18 protein-coding genes are annotated in these 20,931 nt (G+C 71.3%); 11 read left to right on the top strand and 7 right to left on the bottom strand.

The features are described 5' to 3' along the window. Window positions 1-13: 13 nt before the first annotated feature. The 4 genes from ACZ5VC_RS06415 (at window position 14) to ACZ5VC_RS06400 (ending at window position 5,884) form a co-directional block, all read left to right on the top strand. Window positions 14-415, top strand: coding sequence for a DUF4307 domain-containing protein (locus ACZ5VC_RS06415; protein ID WP_469118981.1), 402 nt, complete (start codon window positions 14-16; stop codon window positions 413-415). A gap of 165 nt (window positions 416-580) precedes the next feature. Next, window positions 581-1,078 carry a transcription elongation factor GreA gene (gene greA, locus ACZ5VC_RS06410; protein ID WP_468708003.1) on the top strand — a complete coding sequence of 166 codons (498 nt, stop codon included), beginning with the start codon at window positions 581-583 and terminating at the stop codon, window positions 1,076-1,078. 115 nt (window positions 1,079-1,193) lie between these two features. Further along, window positions 1,194-3,569: a protein kinase domain-containing protein gene (locus tag ACZ5VC_RS06405; protein ID WP_469118980.1), complete on the top strand. Its 2,376-nt coding sequence runs from the start codon at window positions 1,194-1,196 to the stop codon at window positions 3,567-3,569. Window positions 3,570-3,589: 20 nt separating this feature from the next. Then, a complete protein-coding gene (locus ACZ5VC_RS06400; protein ID WP_469118979.1) occupies window positions 3,590-5,884 on the top strand; it encodes a protein kinase domain-containing protein in 2,295 nt (764 codons plus the stop codon). 124 nt (window positions 5,885-6,008) lie between these two features. On the opposite strand, the gene ACZ5VC_RS06395 is transcribed toward ACZ5VC_RS06400, so the two are convergent. The 3 genes from ACZ5VC_RS06395 to ilvA form a co-directional block, all read right to left on the bottom strand. Then, on the bottom strand, window positions 6,009-6,860 hold the full coding sequence (locus ACZ5VC_RS06395) for an ABC transporter permease (RefSeq protein ID WP_469118978.1): 852 nt from the start codon (window positions 6,858-6,860) through the stop codon (window positions 6,009-6,011). Beyond that, a complete protein-coding gene (locus ACZ5VC_RS06390) occupies window positions 6,857-7,894 on the bottom strand; it encodes an ATP-binding cassette domain-containing protein (RefSeq protein ID WP_469118977.1) in 1,038 nt (345 codons plus the stop codon). Before ACZ5VC_RS06390 ends, ACZ5VC_RS06395 begins: the two co-directional genes overlap by 4 nt. A gap of 200 nt (window positions 7,895-8,094) precedes the next feature. Then, entirely contained in the window at window positions 8,095-9,324 is a 1,230-nt protein-coding gene (gene ilvA / locus ACZ5VC_RS06385; RefSeq protein ID WP_468708010.1) for a threonine ammonia-lyase, read from the bottom strand. Window positions 9,325-9,470: 146 nt separating this feature from the next. Between ilvA and ACZ5VC_RS06380 the strand changes: the two genes are divergently transcribed. The 4 genes from ACZ5VC_RS06380 to ACZ5VC_RS06365 all read left to right on the top strand — a co-directional run bounded on the left by ACZ5VC_RS06380 (window position 9,471) and on the right by ACZ5VC_RS06365 (window position 11,041). Next, entirely contained in the window at window positions 9,471-9,983 is a 513-nt protein-coding gene (locus ACZ5VC_RS06380; protein ID WP_468708011.1) for a MarR family winged helix-turn-helix transcriptional regulator, read from the top strand. Window positions 9,984-10,051: 68 nt separating this feature from the next. After that, window positions 10,052-10,528 carry a sigma factor-like helix-turn-helix DNA-binding protein gene (locus ACZ5VC_RS06375; RefSeq protein WP_469118976.1) on the top strand — a complete coding sequence of 159 codons (477 nt, stop codon included), beginning with the start codon at window positions 10,052-10,054 and terminating at the stop codon, window positions 10,526-10,528. Beyond that, window positions 10,525-10,773: a hypothetical protein gene (locus tag ACZ5VC_RS06370; protein WP_469118975.1), complete on the top strand. Its 249-nt coding sequence runs from the start codon at window positions 10,525-10,527 to the stop codon at window positions 10,771-10,773. Before ACZ5VC_RS06375 ends, ACZ5VC_RS06370 begins: the two co-directional genes overlap by 4 nt. A 76-nt stretch (window positions 10,774-10,849) precedes the next feature. Beyond that, complete coding sequence (locus ACZ5VC_RS06365; RefSeq protein ID WP_469118974.1) at window positions 10,850-11,041, top strand: DUF1059 domain-containing protein; 192 nt, start codon at window positions 10,850-10,852, stop codon at window positions 11,039-11,041. 81 nt (window positions 11,042-11,122) lie between these two features. Here the strand turns inward: ACZ5VC_RS06365 and ACZ5VC_RS06360 are convergent, their stop codons facing one another. Beyond that, a complete protein-coding gene (locus ACZ5VC_RS06360; protein WP_469118973.1) occupies window positions 11,123-12,277 on the bottom strand; it encodes a cystathionine gamma-synthase in 1,155 nt (384 codons plus the stop codon). 59 nt (window positions 12,278-12,336) lie between these two features. Between ACZ5VC_RS06360 and ACZ5VC_RS06355 the strand changes: the two genes are divergently transcribed. From ACZ5VC_RS06355 to ACZ5VC_RS06345, 3 genes are all read left to right on the top strand, one after another. Then, window positions 12,337-13,449, top strand: coding sequence for a hypothetical protein (locus tag ACZ5VC_RS06355; RefSeq protein WP_469118972.1), 1,113 nt, complete (start codon window positions 12,337-12,339; stop codon window positions 13,447-13,449). Between the two features lie 236 nt (window positions 13,450-13,685). Next, on the top strand, window positions 13,686-14,348 hold the full coding sequence (gene msrA, locus ACZ5VC_RS06350; protein ID WP_469118971.1) for a peptide-methionine (S)-S-oxide reductase MsrA: 663 nt from the start codon (window positions 13,686-13,688) through the stop codon (window positions 14,346-14,348). A gap of 274 nt (window positions 14,349-14,622) precedes the next feature. Beyond that, the gene (locus ACZ5VC_RS06345; protein WP_469118970.1) at window positions 14,623-16,842 is read left to right on the top strand and encodes an FhaA domain-containing protein; all 2,220 of its coding nucleotides are present in this window, start codon (window positions 14,623-14,625) and stop codon (window positions 16,840-16,842) included. Between the two features lie 39 nt (window positions 16,843-16,881). Here ACZ5VC_RS06345 and ACZ5VC_RS06340 read toward each other — a convergent pair whose 3' ends face one another. The 3 genes from ACZ5VC_RS06340 to ACZ5VC_RS06330 all read right to left on the bottom strand — a co-directional run bounded on the left by ACZ5VC_RS06340 (window position 16,882) and on the right by ACZ5VC_RS06330 (window position 20,697). Beyond that, a complete protein-coding gene (locus ACZ5VC_RS06340; protein WP_469118969.1) occupies window positions 16,882-17,661 on the bottom strand; it encodes an Imm52 family immunity protein in 780 nt (259 codons plus the stop codon). Window positions 17,662-17,692: 31 nt separating this feature from the next. Beyond that, window positions 17,693-19,969 carry a Tox-REase-5 domain-containing protein gene (locus ACZ5VC_RS06335; RefSeq protein ID WP_469118968.1) on the bottom strand — a complete coding sequence of 759 codons (2,277 nt, stop codon included), beginning with the start codon at window positions 19,967-19,969 and terminating at the stop codon, window positions 17,693-17,695. A gap of 368 nt (window positions 19,970-20,337) precedes the next feature. Then, window positions 20,338-20,697 (bottom strand): DUF1330 domain-containing protein, encoded by a 360-nt coding sequence (locus ACZ5VC_RS06330; protein WP_469118967.1) that lies wholly within the window; start codon window positions 20,695-20,697, stop codon window positions 20,338-20,340. Window positions 20,698-20,931: the final 234 nt, after the last annotated feature.

Below are 20,931 nucleotides of genomic sequence, written 5' to 3'. Positions count from 1 at the left end.
GAGAGGAAAGAGCATGAGCGCGGTGCGCGAGGGGCTGCCCGAGGGCCGCTACGGCCGCTCGGCGGACGAGCGCGCCGACCGCAAACTCATGATCGCCGGCATGGTGCTCGGCGCTCTGTTCCTGGCGCTGATGGGCTGGTTCGGCTGGTACTACGTCGTCGACAACAAGATCAGCGCCGAGATGATCAAGTTCGACGTGGTGAGCGACACCGAGGTGCGGGTGCACCTGGAGGTGCGCAAGGACAAGCACGTCAAGGGTTCCTGCACCCTGCGCTCCCGGTCCGAGAGCGGCAGCGAGGTCGGCCGCAAGGACGCCCGCTTCGAGCAGTCCGCCGACCGCATCGACCAGGTGATCACCGTCCGGACGACCGCGAGGGCGACCAGCGCCGAGCTGGTGGGCTGCACCGCCGACTGAAGCGGGGCGCGCCACCCCGCTGACCTGCGGAGACGATAATCACGGGGGTTTTGTCCTCCCCCTTTGCCCGCGGAATTGTTAGGCTCGTGGTTTCGCCCATCCAGGAAGGCACATCCTTCTGGGTAGGGCGATGCTTTGTATATCCAGTACCTACGAGGAGCACCTGTGACCCAGACCAGTGAGAACGTCACCTGGCTCACCCAGGAGGCGTACAACCAGCTCAAGGCCGAGCTGGAGTACCTGTCTGGTCCCGCGCGTACCGAGATCGCCGCCAAGATCGCGGCAGCGCGCGAGGAGGGCGACCTGCGCGAGAACGGCGGGTACCACGCGGCCAAGGAGGAGCAGGGCAAGCAGGAGCTCCGCGTCCGCCAGCTGACCCAGCTCCTGGAGCACGCCAAGGTGGGCGAGGCGCCCGCGGACGACGGCGTGGTCGGACCCGGCATGGTCGTCACCATCGCCTTCGACGGCGACGAGGACGACGCCATGACCTTCCTGCTCGCCTCGCGCGAGTACGCGAGCGCCGACATCGAGACGTACTCCCCGCAGTCGCCGCTCGGCGTCGGCGTGAGCGGCAAGAAGGTCGGTGACGACGCGGAGTACGAGCTGCCGAACGGCAAAAAGGCCGCCGTCAAGATCCTCGGCGCCAAGCCCTACACCGGCTGAGGCCCTTCCTTCCGCTTCTTCCGCAAGGGCCGGACCCCTCGGGGTCCGGCCCTCGCGCATGCCAACTCCCCCCGGGCGCCCGTGCGATGATGCGGACCGGTGGATCTTGAGGGGGATGGGGCGCGTGCTGGGACCGCTGCGCGAGGGGGCGCCACGGCAGATCGGACCGTACGAGGTCCTGGCCCGGCTCGGCGCCGGCGGCATGGGCGAGGTGTTCCTGGCCCGGGAGCCGGGCGGCTCCTTCGCCGCCGTGAAGACCGTGCGGCGCGACCTGGCCGGCGATCCCGCCTTCCGCGACCGCTTCCGCCGCGAGATCAAGGTCGCCCGGGTCGTCGACAGCGTCTACGCCGCCGCGCCCGTCGGCGGTGACGCCGACGCCGAGGTGCCGTGGCTCGCGACCGCGTACATCCCCGGGCCCAGCCTCTCCCAGGCGGTGCGCCGGCACGGGCCCCTGCCCGTCGGGACCGTACGGGCGCTCGGCGCCGGCCTCGCCCGGGCGCTGGGCGACCTGCACACCACGGGGGTGCTCCACCGGGACCTCAAACCCGGAAACGTCATGCTGGACGCGGCGGGCCCCCGGGTGATCGACTTCGGCATCGCCCGCGGCAACGGCGCCACGACGATGACGGCCACCGGAATGATGATGGGTACGCCCGCCTTCATGTCCCCCGAGCACGTCGCCGGGGCGCGCCGGGTCGTCGGGGCGTCGGACGTCTTCTGCCTCGGTTCCCTGCTCTGTTACGCGGTGACCGGTGAGGACCCCTTCGGGGACGGGCCGGTGGCGGCCGTCCTGTACCGGGTCTCGCAGGCCGAGGCGGACCTGAGCCGGGTCCCGGCCGAGGACGGACTGCGGGACGTCCTCGCCGCCTGCCTGAGCGTCGAGCCGGGCCGGCGGCCCACGCCCGAGCGGCTGGCCGCCCTGCTCGGCGGGGAGCGGGCAGTGACCTGGCCCGCCGGCGTCCAGGAGCACATCGGGGAGTACCGCGCCGAGCTGGCGCGGGTGGCGGCGGCCGGGACGCCGCTGCTGCCGGTCGCCCCCGCTCCCGCTCCGGGGGTACACCAGCTGCCGACGATGCCGCCCGCCCCTGCCACGGCGCCGGATCCCGGCCCCCGGCGCGGGCGCCGGGCCCTCCTGGCCGCCGTGGTGGCCCTCGCCGTGCTGGGCGGCGCGGGGCTCGGGTACGTACTGCTGCGGCCGGAGGACGCGAAGAAGCAACCCCCGGCCAAGGCCGCCCCGCCCGCATCCGGGCCGCTGGTGCCCGGCGTCGACGACCGGGGCCTGGCCGACTCCTCCGGGGTCGTCCCGCAGAGCGCGTCCCAGCGCCCCGCGGGCTGGAAACCCTGGCGGGCGAAGCTGACGGCGCCCGCGCTCGGCTGCTCGGCCGGGACGGCCGTGCTGGTGTGCCGGACGACGGACGGGCGCTACGAAGCGCTGGACACCGCGAACGGAAAGCCACTGTGGAGCGCGGACCTCGTCGAGGACGCCCGGGACAACATGAGCTTCGTCGGCCCCACCGGCGCCGTGTTCCTCGCCGGCGGCACGGCGCGCCCCGCCGTCCACGACACCGCCGTCGTCCTCGTCTCCGGGGACAGGCTGCAGGTGCGCGACGCGCGCACGGGCACGGTCCGCTGGGAGAAGGAAGCCTGGGGCTCCCAGGGCCTGGGCACCCGGCCGCTCGTCGGCGACGGGGTCGTGTTCGCGGCGACGAGGACGGCGGGGGAGACGGACTCCGAACAGGTCGGCATGACCGCGTTCTCCCTTGCCGACGGCACGCCGCTGTGGACGAAGGCCCTGACCAACGCGGTGATCCCCAACTCCGACAAGCGGTCCTTCGAGCCGGTGGCCTTCGCCCGGCACCAGGTGTTCGCGCTGAGCGACGGCGGTCTCGTCGCCTACGACGCGAAGACCGGCGCCCTGCGCGGCCAGGTCGGGCAGGACGCCGAGGCGTGCGCGGAGCTGAAGGTCCTCGGCGCCCTGTCGTACTGCACGGACGTCTCCTACAGCCGGGACGGGCAGGAGCGGCTCCGGGTGCTCGACTCCGTCACGCTCGCGTCGAAGAAGGACCTGCCCGCGCCCGTGGAGAAGCTGCGCCCCGACGTCGTCGGACCGAACACGCTCATCACCTTCGACGGCGGCCTGCGGTTCCACGCCCCCCGGGACGGCAGGAGGCTCGGGCAGTACCCGGCGAAGGCCACCCCCGCCGGGCTGGAGCAGGGCTGGTCCACTCCGCTGCTCGCCGGTGACCAGGTGGTGTACGCCGACTTCTCCGCGCTCTACGCCGCGCGGCTCGGCAAGGACGGCACGCCCGCCGGGCTGCGGACCGTCCCCGTACCCGGCGCGCCCGGCCCCCGCGCGGGCGAGGGTTTCGACCCCGTGTTCGGCGACACCTTCGCGCGCAGGGTGCGCGCACCCGAGGTGCTGCCGATCGGCGGGATCGCCCACATCGTCTACGACAAGGGCGTCGTCGTCTCCGTAGAGCTGCCCAAGTGACGCACTGAGAGGACCCTTCCGTGCTGGAAGCCCTGCCCGCCGGGCAGCCGCCGCGTCTCGTCGGCCCGTACCGTCTCCTCGCCCGGCTCGGCGCCGGGGGCATGGGCGAGGTGCATCTGGCCTCCCGCGCGGACGCGCCGACGGCCGATCCGTACCGGATGGCCGCCGTGAAGACCGTCCGGGGGGACCTGGAGGTGGACGACGACTTCCGGGCCCGGTTCCGGCGCGAGATCACGGCGGCGCGGGCGGTGAGCAGCCCGTACGCGGCGCTGCTCGTCGACGCGGACGCGGACGCCCCGGCGCCCTGGCTGGCGACGGAGTACGTGCCCGGGCCCTCGCTCGCGGAGGCGGTGACCCGGACCGGGCCGCTGCCCGTGGCGGCGGTGCGGGCGCTGGGCGCCGCGCTCGCCACCGCGCTGGACGCCGTGCACGCGGCGAAGGTGCTGCACCGGGATCTGAAGCCCGCGAACGTTCTTCTGGGGCCCGCGGGCCCCAAGCTCATCGACTTCGGTATCGCCCAGGCCTTCGAGGCGACGGCGCTGACGTCGACCGGCATGATCATGGGATCGCCGGGGTTCATGTCGCCGGAGCATCTGATGGGTAGCCGGGCCGTGGTGCCCGCGTCGGACGTGTTCTGTCTCGGCGCCGTGCTCGCCTTCGCGGCGTCGGGGCGCGGGCCCTTCCACGACGACGAGATGGCGGCGGTGATCTACCGGATCAGCCGCGCCGAGGCCGAACTGGAGGGTGTGCCCGACGAGTTGCGGCCGGTGGTGGAGCGCTGCCTGCGGCTCGACCCGGCCGGGCGGCCGTCGGCGGCACAGCTCGCGGACCTGCTGGGACCCGGGGCGCCCACCGTCGTCCCGTGGCCGGGCGGGGTCCTGTCGCTGCTGTCCGAGTACGGCGACAGCGCACGGCGCATCGGCGAGGCGGCTGCCTCGGGGGCGGGCGTGGCGGATCTGCCGACGGTGGGTCCGCAGGTGCCCTACTCGCCGACGGCGCACGGTTTCTCGCCGCCGGCGGCGGGGCCGTCCGGGGCGGGGCCGCGCCGCCGGCCGTGGGGGCGGATCGCGGCGGGCGCCGTGGCGGTGGCGGTGCTCGCCGCCGGTGGCGTCGTGCTGCTCAACAGCCGTGGAGGGCAGGGTGGTTCGACGGGCCGGACGGGTGCGGGGCCGGGAGCGGCGTCCCCCATCGGCGGGGACAAGCCCGCCGCCGTGGAACGTGTCGTCCTGCCGTACGGCGGCGAGGGGCGCACCGGCGACTTCGGCACGGCCGGCTCCGAACGCTCCGCGCGCCCGGCCGGCTGGTCGCCGTGGTCGGTGAAGGCCGCGCCGGGCGTGGGTCCGTGCGTGCTCGGCGGCGACGTCCTGATCTGTACGGAGCCGGGGGGCGGGGTCCTCGCGCTGCGGGCGGCGGACGGCCGGCGGCTGTGGTCGAAGCCGGGACGGGGCGCCGAGCCCCGGCTCACCGCGCAGTACCCGGCCCTCCACGATGGAACGGCGTTCGTCACGGGACCGGACGGCGTCACCGCGTACCGGCCGGCCGACGGAAAACAGGTCGGGCACATGCCCGCGCCCCAGGGCGACTGGGCGGTGAAGGGCACGGACGTGGCCGGCGGTGTCCTCTACAGCACCTATGTGAACACCCGCGACGAGAGGTCCGGACTGGTCACGGCCGTCGCGCTCGCGGGAGGCGGGAAGGAGCTGTGGAAGACGCCCCTCGACGCTCTTCCGGAGGTTCCGGTGGCGGCGGGCGGCCGGGTGTTCGTCCCGGCGGGCGGAGTGGTGGTGGCGCTGGACGCCCGTACCGGGCGACAAAGGGCGAAGGGCGCCGAGAAGGACGTCTGCTGGTCGCTCGTGGTCCACGAGCGGCGTGTGCTGTGCCGTGGTGCGGCAGGCGGCGGGATCACCGTGCTGGACGCGACGACGCTGAAGCCGCTGCGGACGATCGGCGCGGGGGTGTCGCCGACGGCCGCTCCGGCGGTGAACGGGCGGGGGATCGTGGCACTGAGCGATGGTGACCAGCTGTACACGTACGACCTGGAGACCGGCCGTGAGCGGTGGCGCCGCAGCGCGTCGGACGCCGGAGACCTGCTCTACTTCGCGGGCGACCGGCTGCTGTCGGGGGGCGGCACCACGGTGGTCTCGCTGCCGCTGGAGGACCCGCCGACCGACCCTCTCCGCTACCGGAGCACACGTCTGAAGGGGCCGCAGGGCACGGACGGTTCCGAGGACGGCCTGGTGGAAACGCTGACCGCCGGAGGGGCGCTGTTCATCTCCCACTCCGGCGGTCTGGTGGTCTCCGGCTACGCGCCCTGACCGGTGGTCCTCGCGCCCGTGCTTCGCGCGCCCGTCTCCTTCACGCCGACTCGTTCGGGCCGACTCCTTCGGGCCGACTCCTTCGGGCCGACTCCTTCGGGCCGACTCCTTCGGGCCGACTCCTTCAGGCCGTCGCCGAGCGGTACTTGCGTACGGCGAGGGTCCTGAAGAACAGAAGGATCACCAGGGAGAAGAGCACCGAGGCCAGGACAGGATGCTGCATCGGCCAGGCGTCGGACTGGACGACACCCGGGTTTCCGAACAGCACACGGCAGGCCTGGACCGTGGCGCTGAACGGGTTCCACTCGGCGATGTGGCGGATCCACGGGGTCATGCCCGCCGTCGGCACGAACGCGTTGGAGATGAACGTGACCGGGAAGAGCCAGATCAGCCCGCCCGAGGTGGCCGCCTCGGGCGTGCGCACCGAGAGCCCGATCAGCGCTCCGATCCAGGAGAAGGCGTAGCCCAGCAGAAGGAGCAGCCCGAACGCGCCGAGCACCTGGCCCGGATCCGTGTGCGTCCGCCAGCCGACCAGCAGCGCGACGATCGCCAGGACGACCAGTGTGAGCGCGGTCTGTACGAGATCGGCGAGCGTGCGGCCGGTGAGGACGGCGCCGCGGGCCATGGGCAGCGACCGGAACCGGTCGATGAGGCCCTTGTGCATGTCGTCGGCGATGCCGGCGCCGGCGCCCGCGGTCGCGAAGGTGACCGTCTGGGCGAAGATGCCGGCCATGAGGAACTCGCGGTACTGCTGGGGGCTCGTACTGCCGTCGACGACCATCGATCCGCCGAAGACGTAGCTGAACAGCACCACGAACATGACCGGTTGGATGAGGCCGAAGATGACCATCTCCGGGATCCTGGTCATCCGGATGAGATTGCGTTTGGCGATGACCAGGGAGTCGCTGATCGACTGGGCCACGCCCCCGCGCGGCCTCGGCGCCGCGACCTGTGGGGTGTCCGTCACTGCGGTCACTTCCCCGCCTCCTTACGGGCCTTGGGCGCGTCCTTGCCGGTGGCGTCCTTCGTGGCCTCGCCGTTCTCCTCGTCCGCGAGTTCGGCCGCGTGGCCGGTCAGCGAGATGAAGACGTCGTCGAGGGTGGGGCGGCGCAGACCGATGTCGTCGATCTCGACGCCGACCGTGTCGAGATCGCGGATGACCTCCGCGAGGAGCTTGGCCCCGCCGGTGACCGGGACCGTGAGCTTGCGGGTGTGGTTCTCCACCGAGACCTCGCCGTGGCCGACGCCCGCGAGGCCGTAGCGCGCCAGGACGTCACGGGCCGGCGCGATCATCTCCCGGTCCTGGACGACGACTTCGACCCGCTCGCCGCCTGTCTGTGCCTTGAGCTGGTCCGAGGTGCCGCGGGCGATGACCTTGCCGTGGTCGACGACGCAGATGTCGTGGGCCAGGTGGTCTGCCTCCTCGAGATACTGCGTGGTGAGGAGCAGGGTCGTCCCTCCCGCGACCAGTTCCTGGATGATGCCCCAGAGCGCCTGGCGGTTGCGCGGGTCGAGGCCGGTCGTCGGCTCGTCCATGAACATCACGGGCGGGGAGACGACGAGGGCGGCCGCGAGGTCGAGCCGGCGGCGCATACCTCCGGAGTACGTCTTCGCCGGGCGGTCGGCGGCGTCGGTGAGGGTGAACCGCTCCAGGAGCTCGTCCGCCCTCTTCTTCGCGGCCTTGGCGTTCATCTGGTAGAGACGGCCGACCATCTGGAGGTTCTCGCGACCGGTCAAGTACTCGTCGACGGCGGCGAACTGGCCGGAGAGGCCTATGGAGCGGCGGACTTCGTTGGGGTGCTTGAGCACGTCGATTCCGGCGACGACGGCCCGTCCGCTGTCGGGCTGGAGGAGCGTCGTGAGGACGCGCACGGTGGTCGTCTTCCCGGCGCCGTTGGGGCCGAGCAGACCCAGGACGGTGCCCTCGGGGACATCGAGGTCCACGCCGTCCAGAGCCCTTACGTCACCGAAGGTCTTGACCAGACCTTCGGCATGGATCGCGCCTGGCATACGGGTTCTCCCAGTGGTGGCAGGTGCTGTCTTCTGATGACTCTCGGGGTGTTTTCTCCCCAAAGCTTAGATTTGCCAGGGCATCGGCGCCCATGGATTTGCGAGCTGGGCCAGACGGTAACGCGATACATCGCGATCTACAAGAGATTCGACGCCGGGCGTGCGCCCCGCGAGCGGTTGCGCGGGGCTGGGGTCGCGCCTCAGGCGATGACCGTGTAGCCCGCCTCGCGCAACGCCGCCGCGACCTCCGCGCAATGCTCCGGACCCTTGGTCTCCAGATGCAACTCGACTTCCACCTCGGTCAGTCCGAGGCGCGGGTCGGTCCGCACATGACCCACGTCCAGCACGTTGGCGTCGGCCGCGGACAGCACCCCCAGAAGCGTCGCGAGAGCACCGGGCCGGTCCGTGAGCCTCAGCCGCAGCGACAGATACCGGCCGGCCGCCGCCATGCCGTGGCGCAGGATGCGCTGCATCAGCAGCGGGTCCACATTGCCGCCCGACAGGACCGCGACCACCGGCCCCCGGAACGCCTGCGGATCGCTCATCAGGGCTGCCACCGGGCTCGCGCCCGCGGGCTCGACGACCATCTTCGCCCGCTCCAGGCAGAGCAGCAGCGCGGAGGAGAGCGCGTCCTCCGAGACGGTGCGGACCTCGTCGACGAACTCCTCGACGAGATGGAAGGGAACATCGCCGGGACGGCCCACCTTGATGCCGTCCGCCATCGTCTGCGGGGAGGAGATCGCCACCGGATGTCCGGCCTTGAGAGAGGGGAGATAGGCGGCCGCGCCCTCCGCCTGGACGCCGATCACCTTCACATCGGGCCGCAGCGACTTCACCGCCACCCCGATACCGGCGACGAGACCGCCGCCCCCGACCCCGACGACGATGGTCCGCACCTCGGGGCACTGCTCCAGGATCTCCAGGCCGACCGTGCCCTGCCCCGCGATGATGTCGGGGTGGTCGAAGGGGTGGATGAAGACCGCGCCCGTCTCGTCCGCGTACTCCTGCGCGGCGGCCAGCGTCTCGTCGACGACATGACCGTGCAGCCGCACCTCGGCGCCGTACTCCCGGGTCGCGGCGACCTTCGGCAGCGGCGCCCCGACCGGCATGAAGACGGTCGCGCGCACCCCGAGCAGCGCGGAGGCGAGCGCGACGCCCTGCGCGTGATTGCCCGCGGACGCGGCGACGACACCGGCCGCCCGCTCCTCGGGGCGCAGCCCCGCGATCCGTACGTACGCCCCGCGCAGCTTGAACGAACCGGTGCGCTGGAGGTTCTCGCACTTGAAGTGGACGGGCGCTCCCACCAGCCGCGACAGATGCCGGCTGCCCTCCATCGCCGTGATTCTGGAGACCCCCGAGAGCATCTTCTGCGCCCCCAGGACGTCATCGAGGATCAGGGGGTGCAAGGGGCCAGTCCTACGGAAGGTCATGACATCAAGTCTTGCAGCTCACCGGCCGGGCGGCCGCCCGGCCGCCGGGCATCCCACGGGTTTGCGCAGCGCCGGTACGGACCCGGGCCGCTCCGCGTACTCTGTCCCCCACCAACCGACCACCGCACGAGAGAGCCCCCACAGCCATGCCCACATCTCAGGACATGACGACTGAGCTTGACCCCGGTCTCCTCGATGCCCTCCAGCACCAGGTGGCCGTCTTCGCCCGCCGCGCGGAGCAGACGCGCCTCGGCGGCACGGGGCAGCTCCGCAACTCGATGGACCGCGCCGCGTACCTGCTCCTGAACCGGCTGGACCAGGAGGGCCCGATGGGCGTCAAGGCGCTGGCGGCCGGGATGGGGATCGACTCCTCGACCGTCACCCGCCAGGTGGCCCCGCTCGTGGACACCGGCCTGGTCAAGCGCACCTCGCACCCCGAGGACGGCCGCGCGGTCGTCCTGCAGCTGTCCCCGCGTGGCCTGGCCCGGCTCGAGGAGGTCCGCTCCTCGCGGCGCGAGCTGATGGCGCAGGTGACCGACGGCTGGACCGAGGAGGAGCGCACCTCGTTCTGCACCCTGCTCACCCGCTTCAACTCGGCGCTCTCCGCCCGGCAGTCGGGCCTGCCGCCCGCGGAACCGGAAACTCCGCCGGCGTCCTGAAACCACGCCCCGACATGGGCACCGCAGACCTCTTGACCCGGGCCGCGTGACTGGCCTCATATGAGGACGTGCGAGAGCGGCAGGCAGCTGGAGAGCGCCACCGCGCCCGGGAGTTCGAGGCCTTCGTCGCGGGCGCGGCCGGGCGGCTGCTGCATGCCGCGACCCTGCTCACCGCCGAGCGGCCCGGCCGCGATCCGCGCGCCCGCCGCCTCCTCACCACGGCCCTCGCCCGGACCTACGCCGGCTGGGACCGGCTGCGCGGCGAGGACCCGTACGACCGCGCCCGTCAGGAACTGGCCACCCGCTTCGCCCGCACGGCCTGGCGCCATCACCGCGGCCAGGGCGGCGTCCTGGCCCGGCTCTCCCCCCAGGAGCGGCTCATTCTGGTGCTGCGGCTGTACGAAGGTGTGGCCGAGGAGCAGACGGCGGCGCTCCTCGGACTGCCGGTGGAGCGGGTGAGGGCCATCTGCGCCCGCTCGGTCGCCGCGATGCACGGCCCGCCCCCGCAGCCCTCGGGGCGCCCCGCCCGGCCGGTGACGCCATGACGCCGAGCCGCAAGGAGGACGAGGTCCGCCGCATGCTGGACGGGCCGCATGCCGCGGTCCCGGCGGACCTGGCCGCGCGGGCCGCCGAACGCGGGAACACCCTGCTCCACCGCCATCGGGCGCTGCGACGCGCGGGATGGCTGCTCCTGGCGTGCGCGGCGGTCGCGTTCCTGGTGTGGGCGTCGGTCACCGAGCCGTGGTCGGCGCCGCCGGCCGAGACCTCGCCCCCGCTCGAAGGCTGGTGAGTCCAGCGCTCGAAGGGCGGCGGGCGCGGCCGTAGCCTGGAGGGAGCGGCACGCAGTTCGAGCCGAAGGAGCAGCCATGACCAGGAAGTACGCCGACTGCAGGGACACCCCCAGCGTCGCCAACTGCTCGCTCTACATCTCCGGCGAGGAAGAGGAAGTCGTCAGGGCCGCGGCCGAGCACATGCAGTCCGTGCACGGCCACACGGACACCGCCGAACTCCGCGAGGAGATCCGGGCGTCCCTCAAGGACGACACGCTCACGGCCTGAGCGCGAAAGAGCGCGTGCGAGGGAGCACCCGGACCGCCGTCGGTCCCGGTCCTTGGGCAGGTTCTAGTCCTTGGGCAGGTTCTAGCCGAGCGCCTGGCGCAGATCCGCCAGCAGGTCGTCCACGTTCTCGATACCGACCGACAGACGCACCAGGTCCGCCGGCACCTCCAGCGCCGACCCCGCCACACTGGCGTGCGTCATCCGGCCCGGGTGCTCGATCAGCGACTCGACGCCGCCGAGGGACTCGCCGAGCGTGAACAGCCGCGACCGGTCGCACACCGCGACCGCCGCCTCCTCGCCGCCCGTGACCTGGAAGGAGATCATGCCGCCGAACGCCTTCATCTGCTTGGCGGCGATCTCGTGACCCGGGTGCTCCGGCAGGCCCGGGTAGAGGACCTTGGTGACCTTCGGGTGCTGGGTGAGCATCTCGGCGATCTTGCCGGCGTTCTCGCTGTGCCGGTCCATCCGGACGGCGAGCGTCTTGATGCCGCGCAGCACCAGCCAGGAGTCGAAGGGACCGGCGACGGCGCCCATCGCGTTCTGGTGGTAGGCCAGCTCCTCGCCGAGCGTCTCGTCGGCCGCGATCAGTGCGCCGCCGACGACATCGGAGTGGCCCCCCATGTACTTGGTCAGCGAGTGCACGACGACGTCCGCGCCCAGGGACAGCGGCTGCTGGAGATACGGGCTCGCGAAGGTGTTGTCGACGACGAACGTGGCACCGACCGTGCGCGCCACATCGGCGATCGCCGCGATGTCGGTGATGCCGAGCAGCGGGTTCGAGGGCGTCTCGACCCAGATGACCTTCGTGCGCTCGTTGGCCGCGGCGCGCACCGCCTCCGGGTCGGAGCTGTTCGCGACGGAAAAGTCCACGCCCCAGCGCTGCACGACCTTGGCGAAGAGCCGGAACGTGCCGCCGTAGGCGTCGTTCGGGATGACCACGTGGTCGCCCGGCGCCAGCAGCGTACGCAGGAGGCAGTCCTCGGCCGCGAGGCCCGAGGCGAAGGCGAGCCCGCGCCGGCCGCCCTCCAGGGCCGCCAGGTTCTCCTCGAGCGCGGTCCGGGTCGGGTTGGCGCTGCGGCTGTACTCGTAGCCGCCGCGCAGGCCGCCCACACCGTCCTGCTTGTACGTGGACACCTGGTAGATGGGCGGGACGACCGCGCCGGTCAGCGGGTCGGCGGTGTTGCCCGCGTGGATCGCGCGGGTCTCGAAGCTCTGGTGGGTGTGCTGGTCGCTCATGAAGCCTGAGCGTAGTCCCGGCCACCGCTGCTCCCCGAACCGTCCGGGACAATGGCGTCATGGAGATTCTCTGGTTCCTGCTCGCGATGGCCATGCTGACGGCGGTCGTCGTTCCGTTCGTGCGGCACCGGGGCGGAATCCGCCAGGTCGCACCCGGATCACCGGACGCCGCCGACCCGGACGCGTACGGCTTCGTACGGCAGGAAGAGCTGGACGTCCGGCTCCCCGGCCCCGACGAGGACCTCCTCGATGTCCTCGACGTGGTGCAGCGCACCCAGGACTGGCGGGCCGCGTCCCAGCTGCTCGCCGGCACGCCCAAGGAGGGCGAGGTGCGCTGGCAGCGGGTGCAGGCGTTCGCCGGCGCGGCGTCGCTGGAGCTCCAGCAGCGGCCGGGCGTCGGCGGGGCGTGGCTCCGCGCCTGGCGCGCGGAGGCGCCCAAGGACGCGGGCGGCGCGGCCGTGCACGCGGAGTTCCTGGTGCAGCAGGCCTGGCGCTCATCGTCGGCCGGCACCGACGACTTCCGGATCATCCTCGAAGAGGCCCGCTCGGTCTGCGAGCAGACCGCCCTCCTGGCCCCCGGCGACCCCATCCCGTACATCGTCGAGCTGGCCGTCGCTCGCGGCCTCGGCTACGCGCCCGACCGGTTCGACCAGGTGTGGGCGAAGGTCATCGACCGCGCCCCGCAGCACATGGGCGCCCATCTCGCGGCCCTGCACTACTGGTGCGAGAAGTGGCACGGCTCCCGCGAGGAGGCGGACCACTTCGCGACGACCGCCGCGGCCCGCGCCCCCGAGGGCTCCCTGCTGGCGGCGCTGCCGCTGTTCGCGGTGTACGAACACCTGCCCGAGGTCAATCTGGTGCAGGGCTTCTACCGCAGCGCGGTGGTGACCAAGGCGATGGAGGGCGCGCTCTACGCGGTCCGGTCGGCCCGGACGGACGACCCGATGCTCGCGCACGTACGCCACCTGCTGGTCCTCTTCCTGGTCCGCGCGGAGCGCTGGGCCGAGGCGATGGAGCAACTGGTCCATGTCGACGGCCACATCGGCGCCCTGCCGTGGACGCTGGACGGCGACCCGGCGGCGGAGTACACGGTCTACCGGAACCTGGCGGTGGCGGGATACGAGGCGAACGGCGGGAACCCGGCGACGCTGCCGGGCCAGTACGGGCAGTAACGCGTCCGCCTCGTCGGGGCGGGCGGCGACGTCGGCGAGGGCTCCGAGGGCTCCGAGGGCTCCGAGGGCTCCGAGGGCTCCGAGGGCTCCGACCCGCAACGATCCGGCCGCGGCCTGTGTGACGGCCCGCGACAAGGCGGTCGCCAAGGCGGGCTGACGCGCCAGGGCCGCAGGAATGCGGGGCGGGGTCCGTACGTTGTGCCGTACGGACCCACTCCCCGAGGAGGAGCCCCCGCATGTTCCTGTCCCGCACCCCCGTGCTCCCCACCCCGGACCAGGCCCTGAAGGGCCGTCCCGACCCCGAATTCCAGGTCCCGTCCCGCCACACGGTCCTCGGCAACCCGCTCCTGGGTCCGTACCCGGAGGGTCTGGAGATCGCGGACTTCGGCCTCGGCTGTTTCTGGGGCGCGGAGCGCACGTTCTGGCAGACCGAGGGCGTCTGGACGACGCTCGTCGGCTACCAGGGCGGCTACACCGTGAACCCCGCATACGAAGAGGTCTGCTCGGGCCTGACCGGCCACACCGAGGCGGTCAGGGTCGTCTTCGACCCGAAGACCGTCTCGTACGAGAGGCTCCTGAAGCTCTTCTGGGAGTCCCACGACCCGACCCAGGGCTTCCGCCAGGGCAACGACGTGGGCACCCAGTACCGCTCGGCGCTCTACACCCACTCCCCCGAGCAGGCGGCGGCCGCGGCGGCCTCCCGCGAGGCGTACCAGAGGGTCCTGACGGGCGCGGGCCACGGCACGATCACGACGGAGATCCTCCCGGCCGAGGGTCGCGTGTTCTATCCGGCGGAGCCGTATCACCAGCAGTACCTGGACAAGAACCCCGGGGGCTACTGCGGCATCGGCGGGACGGGCGTCTCGTGCCCGATCGGCGTGGCACCGGCGGCGGACTGATCCAGAGAGCACCACTCAGGCGTCACGCAGGGCATCACCGAGGGGCGGTTCCTATTCGGAACCGCCCCTTCGTCGTCTCTCACCGCAGCCAATCCGGTGAATTCTGGCGACACACCGCAGCCTTCCGCTACGTACGGCTATAGATGCACTATTCGCCATACCCTCGCCCCATCCGTCCGTATTACGGGCAGATAGCGCCCCGGAGGCTGTAGTGGGAACGCTGGGCAAGCTCGAACAGCGATTCGAAACTTTGGTTAACGGCACCTTCGCGAAGGTGTTCAAGTCCGCAGTCCAACCGCTGGAGTTCGCCGGCGCGCTCCGCCGTGAGTGCGACGTGAACGCCCGGATATGGAGCCGGGACTGCACCATCGCACCCAACGGCTTCGTCGTCGAACTCAGCCCGGCCGACCATGAGTTGAACAGTGCGTGCCTGGTCATGCTCGGCGAGGAGTTGGTCGAGAAGGTGCGCGAGTACGCCGTTGAACAGCGCTACTCGTTCGTCGGCCCGCTGAAGGTCCAGTTGCAGCGGTCGGAGAAGCTGAAGCCCGGTCAGTACCGCGTACGCAGCCGACTCGAAGTGCCGCCCGAAGTCCAGCAGGCGCTGCAGGCCGGCCGGCGCCACCGCGTCACCTCCGCGGCGCCGGGCGGGCCGGCCGGTGGCAGGGCCGGGGCCCGGCAGGCATCGGCGCACGTCCTGCGCGGAGAGAAGATGGTCCTGGGAGCGGAGGACTTCATATCGATCGGCCTGTCGTTCGACGAGACCGGCAGGTTGGTCCGCGCCACCCCTCGGAGTTCTCTCACCGCGCAGGCGAATCCGCTCCTTCCCCCCGAGCCCCTGTCGCATCGTGCGGGCCTGGCTGTACTGCCAGGTCGCGACATACGCGCCCTTCCCGTCGGTGGAAGGCGCGGACGGCCGGTCCTCGGCCCCGCCGACGGTCAGGCGCGTCCCACTCACGGGGATACCGGCCGCCAGGAAACCGCCGGACCGCCCGAGCCGCAGGCCAGGAGCCTCCCCGCAGACCAGTACGGACGTCGTCACGCCGACCCTCTGTCCGACGAACCCTCCCCCTCACTCCCGAAAGGACACCTCGTGAAGAAGAACCGCAGCAAGCGCGCTGGAGGGCCCGCGCCCGCAAGGCGCAGGAGTTTCGCCAACGAGCCCGGCTTCAAGCCGGACCGGCGCGTCCCCGACAGGGTCGAGGCCAGGAGCGAGGCCAGGGTCGAGGCCAGGACGGAGGTCACGACGGGGGTCACGACGGGGGTCATGACGCCGGAGGAGCCTCTGACCGACGCGCGGGCGGCCGCCGAGGCCATGCCCCGGGACGAGATGGCGGAGAACCACACACCGGCGCCCCCGAGGAACGGCCGCGGCACGGAACACCTCGCCTCTCCCTATGTCAGGGGGACGCAACTGTCCAGCTTCGCCGGTGCGATGCCGCCGCACGCCCGCCCGCCCGCGCACCACAGTTCCGGGGTCCGGCCGGCACCGGAGTGGGGCCGCGGCGGAGCCCTCGGACAGAGCGCGTCCGCCGAACTCTCCTCCGAACGCCTGCTGCGCCGCCGGTCGAAGGAGCGCCGAGGCCTCGGCTGGTTGCGCATCGGCAGCAGGACCGCCGACCGGGAGCGTCAGGAGAAGCTGGCGATCCTGCGCACGCCCGTGATCGAGTGCCACAAGATCGCCGTCATCAGCCTCAAGGGCGGAGTCGGCAAGACGACCACCACGACAGCCCTGGGCGCCACGCTCGCCGTTGAGCGCCAGGACCGGGTCGTGGCGATCGACGCCAACCCGGACGCGGGCACCCTCAGCCGCCGCGTGCGCCGCGAGACCAGCGCGACCATCCGCGACCTGGTGGCCGACATCCCGAACATCACGAACTACATGGCCGTACGACGCTTCACGTCCCAGTCCCCGAGCGGCCTCGAGATCCTCGCCAACGAGGTGGACCCGACCCTGTCGACGGCGTTCAACGACGAGGACTACCGACAGGTCGTCGGCTGCCTCGGACAGCACTACCCGATCATCCTGACCGACTCCGGCACCGGGCTGCTCCACAGCGCGATGCGGGGCATTCTGGACTTCGCCGACCAGCTGATCGTGGTCACCACGCCCAGCGTGGACGGCGCGACGAGCGCCAGCACCACCCTGGACTGGCTCAACGCCCACGACTACGAGGACCTCGTGGACCGGAGCATCACCGTCGTGTCCGAGGCGCGCAGGGCAAGCAAGCTGGTGAAGGTGAGCGAGGTTCTGGACCACTTCCGTGCCCGCTGCCGGGGCGTGGTGGTGATTCCGTTCGACGAGCACCTCGCCGCGGGCTCCGAGATCGACCTGACGCAGATGAAGGAACGGACTCGCCAGGCCTACTTCGACCTGGCGACGCTGGTGGCAGCGGACTTCCCCCGCACCCAGCCCGACGCCGCGAACTGGGCCGCCGCGCATGCCCACTCGGGATACACCGCGGCCAGCCTGTTCGCCGCCCCGGCGTGGGGCTGATCCGAGGGAGACGCCACGGCTCCGTTCACCGTCCGCCCGTCAGAACTTGGACCGGTCGAACGGCACGGCAAGCGGTTCCAGTGCCCCGGCCGCCCGCAATTCCGCATTGACGTCGATGATCGTTTCATTGGTCGGTGACTCCGCACCACCCCGCGTGAGGTCGATGACCAGCCCACCCGCCGCGGTACGGGTGTACGTCCCCGGCAACCCGGCGGGCGCCAACTCCGCGCGCCGGGCGGACAGATAGACCGCCCGGCCGCAGCGGGGATGGGAGTTCTTCAGGTCGAAGTGATCGGCCACAGCCCGGTACTGAGACCTGTTGTACGCCTGCCCAGCGTCGACGTCCCACGCATCGGCGATGACGTGCAGGATCTCAGGAGCACGCCGAATCACCTCCGCAGATTCGTCCACCGTGCGGGAGCGAAATGTGATCGAAATCGAGTTGGTGATGTACGGCGACGAGCCACCCGCGTGGATTGCCGACTTAACCTTTGGCATTCCGTGATTGTGCGCCCACAGAGACGTCGTATAACCGACAACGTCCAGGTCCGGCCCGGTGTTCTTTCGCTCGATGTACTCGGTCAGCGCAGGAACCGACAGCAGGACCAGAGGATCGGAAGGAAGGCCGTCATCTGCCTCGTGCCAACCATGGAAGGTCGCGCTATCAACACGGTTGAGCCCCTCGAGCGTGGCAAACCATCGTTCGGCGATGGACTGCACATCCTCTTGCCGAGTAGCCCAAAAGCCGTTGACACCAACATCGAGCACGAGGTTCTCCTCAGACTTCGGCGCCGGGTTCTCGAAGGCGCCCTTGTTCAACGATCAGCATGCCGCGTTCAGCGCTCTGGGATCAGCCAGTGACATCTCCCGGAGTGTTGATCACCTTAACGTCGATACCCCTTTCCTCGAACATGATCCTCGCCGCCTCGGCGACGTCCGGGTCGGAGAGGTGCCATTCGACCGGCTTCCCCCGCGCCGCGTCCAGTTGCCGGGTGGCCTGATCCGCCCACCGGTCGGCGATCTTCTCCGTGAGCTCCCCCGTTTCGGCGTTGTAGAAGTCCTTGCCCCTGTACCCGTACTTGGCCTCCAGGTAGGTGCCCCTCGCGGAGTCCCATCCGTCGAAGTCGACGTCCTTACCCTTGAGCTTGTCGAGCGGAACCCTGTATTCCTTCCCACGCCCCACCTTGGAAATCTGCTCCTGGTAGCGCGCACCCATTTCGGTCGGGTAATTCCAGACGCCCGGCTTTATCTTCGCCCACGCCCCGTCGCCCTTGTCCTTGAGACCTGCCCGCGGGTTCTTGAGATCCTTGTACCACGCCGGCTTCGGGGTGTTCTTGGCTCGCTCGAACTCCTTCTTCCGCTTCGCCGCGGCAGCAGCCTTCTTCGCCTCGTCGGCCTGCTTCTGTGCCTCTTCGGCAGCCGCCTTCTTCTCGGGGTCTACCTCGTCGCACGTCTTCTCCAGCAGCAGGACAGGAACCGACGTACGCACCGCGGCCACGACACCCGTGCCGGCGCCCGGGACGCCCAGGCTCGCGCCACCGCCGTACGGGACGCGCAAACCACCGCCCCCGGCGACCGTGCAACCGGTCAGCCCTGCCTCGTCCGCGGCGTCGTCCGCGTGTTCCTGGGCTTCCTTGGCGGCCTTCTCCGCGCCCTCGACATCGCCGGCCTTGGCGGCCTTCTTCGCCTTGGCCGCGGCTTCCGAAGCCTTCTGGGCCACCTCGCCCAGCCTGCCGAGCTTCCCGAGCTTGCCGAGTTTTCCGAGCTTGCCGACCAGCTTGGCTTCGCCGTACCCGGGAATGAAGAGCGACCCGATGTTCCACAGGCCGGTGCCGATCGCCTGGCCCTCGTTGCCCTCCTTCCACATGTCACGGACTTCGTCGCCGATGAACATGTCGTCCACGACCTTCAGCCCGGTGGAGCCGGACGCCGTGGTCCAGTCCCATGCCGCCCCGAAGTAATCGCCCCTGGACCACTTGTCGGACGCGCCCTTGGAGTCCTCGACCCACTTGTCGCCGAGGCCCTTGCCGTAGTCCTTCAGCCCGTTCCACGCTTTGACGGGGTGCATGACCGTGTCGAACGTGCCGGTGACGTCACCCCAAAAGCCGTCAGCGGCCACCCCCTTGAAGAAGCCGCCCGTCTGATGCCCGGCGCAGGAGAGGAACGCGCCGAAGCCGGAGGTGCAGCTCTCGTCGTCCTTCTCGTCTCCGCCTCCGTCTCCGTCACCCGCGTCGCCGCCGTCTGTCCCCTCGGTGGCGTCCACGTCGTCGCCGCCCTCATCGACCTGGATGGCTGTAGCCCCGTCGGCCGAGCCGCTGGACCCGTTGCCCCCTGTGGAACCGGACGCTCCTCCTGACCCACCGGCTGCCCCCGAACCGCCGGACCCAGTGGACCCCCCGGACCCGGTGGAGCCTCCCGAGGCGGAACCCGCCGAATCCGATCCACCCGCATCCGATCCGCCCGCCGCTGTCGAGCCCCCCGAGTCCGCGCCGCCGGTTGTCGGCCGTCCGGCGTCCGACCCGCCGGAACCCGTACTACCGCCATCGCTGGAGTCCGCGCCGCCGGTATCGCCACCGTCCTGAGCCACCACGTCGTCGCCGCCCGGTGCGGGGCACGCGCTTCCGGTCAGCTCACAGAGCGCGCTCCGGATCCCACCGGTCAGCTGCCCCCCGATCCCGGTCGCCACCAGACCACCGATGAGCGCCACGACGACCAGCACCAGACCCAGGTACTCCAACGCGGTCTGGCCGCCGTCCCGGCGCCACGTGATCATCCGCGCGACACTGAACGGCCGGTGCTCCGCCCTCTGTTCGGGTCGCAGCTCGAACCAGTCACGCGAACCGGGCCGGAACAGCAGGACCACCACAGCGACGGGCATCACCAGCTGCGTCACACCCTGCCCGCTGCCAGAGCCCAGACTCGCGAAAGCGCCGAGGATCAGCCACACATGTACGGCCAGGAGCCCGCGCCAGACCCGGATGCCGCCCGTCCGCACATAAAAAGACAGGACGAACCCGATGACGCCCGGCAACGCCGCGTACAGCAACAGTCCGAGCAGCTCGCCGTCGACAGCGTCGAGCGATGAGGCGAGGGTCAGTACACCGACGTAGCCCACAACCGTGAACACGAACAACGCCCGGACGATGAACAGCACTGCCTGCAAAGGCCGCGGCAGCGAGTGCCTGCCTGCTGGGACACGTACGGCTCCCTCGCCGCCGCCGCTCGCGCCCGCGAAGCCCCATATGCCAGACACGACAAGCCCCCCACCCAGTCGGCGTGCAGCGACAGTTCAGCCACTCCACTCATCCGACCACGAGGCCACCGCTCGGGCATGGGCCCCAGGGCCTGCTGACGGGCCCAAAGAAGTTCAACGACGACACTGCGTGCACCCGCGGTCGACCGACGGAGCAGTGACAGCTGGGCGGGCAACGTGACGGCCGAGGAGCCTCCGGCTCATTCTCCCGGTGGAACCAGCCCCGGCTGCCAGGCCGGGCGCTACTGGCCCAGGCGCCCCTGGGCGTCCCGTAGCGCGGTGGCCGTCGTCGCCGGGTCATAGGCCGGCGGGACCCCGTCGATCAGCAGCACGTCGCCGCTCATGTGCCGGGTGCGCAGCGGTATCAATGCCTGGTAGGCCTCGGAGTCGTACCAGCCGCGCGCCCGGTCCATCGAGGGGAAACCGATGATCACCAGCGCCCCGGTCCACTCGCCCTCCCGGACCTCGCGCTCGGGGGCGCCGTGGACCAGGAAGCGTCCGCCGAAGGGGTCGAGGGTCTCCTGGATGCGCTCCATGTAGACGAAGACCTCCTCGTCGAGCCCGGCGGCCGGGTGCAGATTGCCGAGGGCGTAGGCGGTCATGAAGTCCTCCTCGTACAGGGGCTGTTCGGATGTCTCGATCCTGCCGGGGAGCGGGGAGGCCGTCGATTACCTGCCGGGTAATCCCGTGGGGCGTGGCCGAGGCGGCGCCCGTACGTGACACACGGCGGCGGGGGGGGGGGGGGGAGAGGGGGGGGGGGGGGGGGGGGGGGGGGGGGGGGGGGGGGGGGGGGGGGGGGGGAGAGGAGGTGATTCACTTTGTCCAGTCGGAGTGTT

The organism is Streptomyces sp. NPDC033174, from assembly GCF_055577795.1.
Note: the sequence above shows the minus strand (reverse complement) of the source record. Positions and strands in the feature narration are given on the sequence as shown.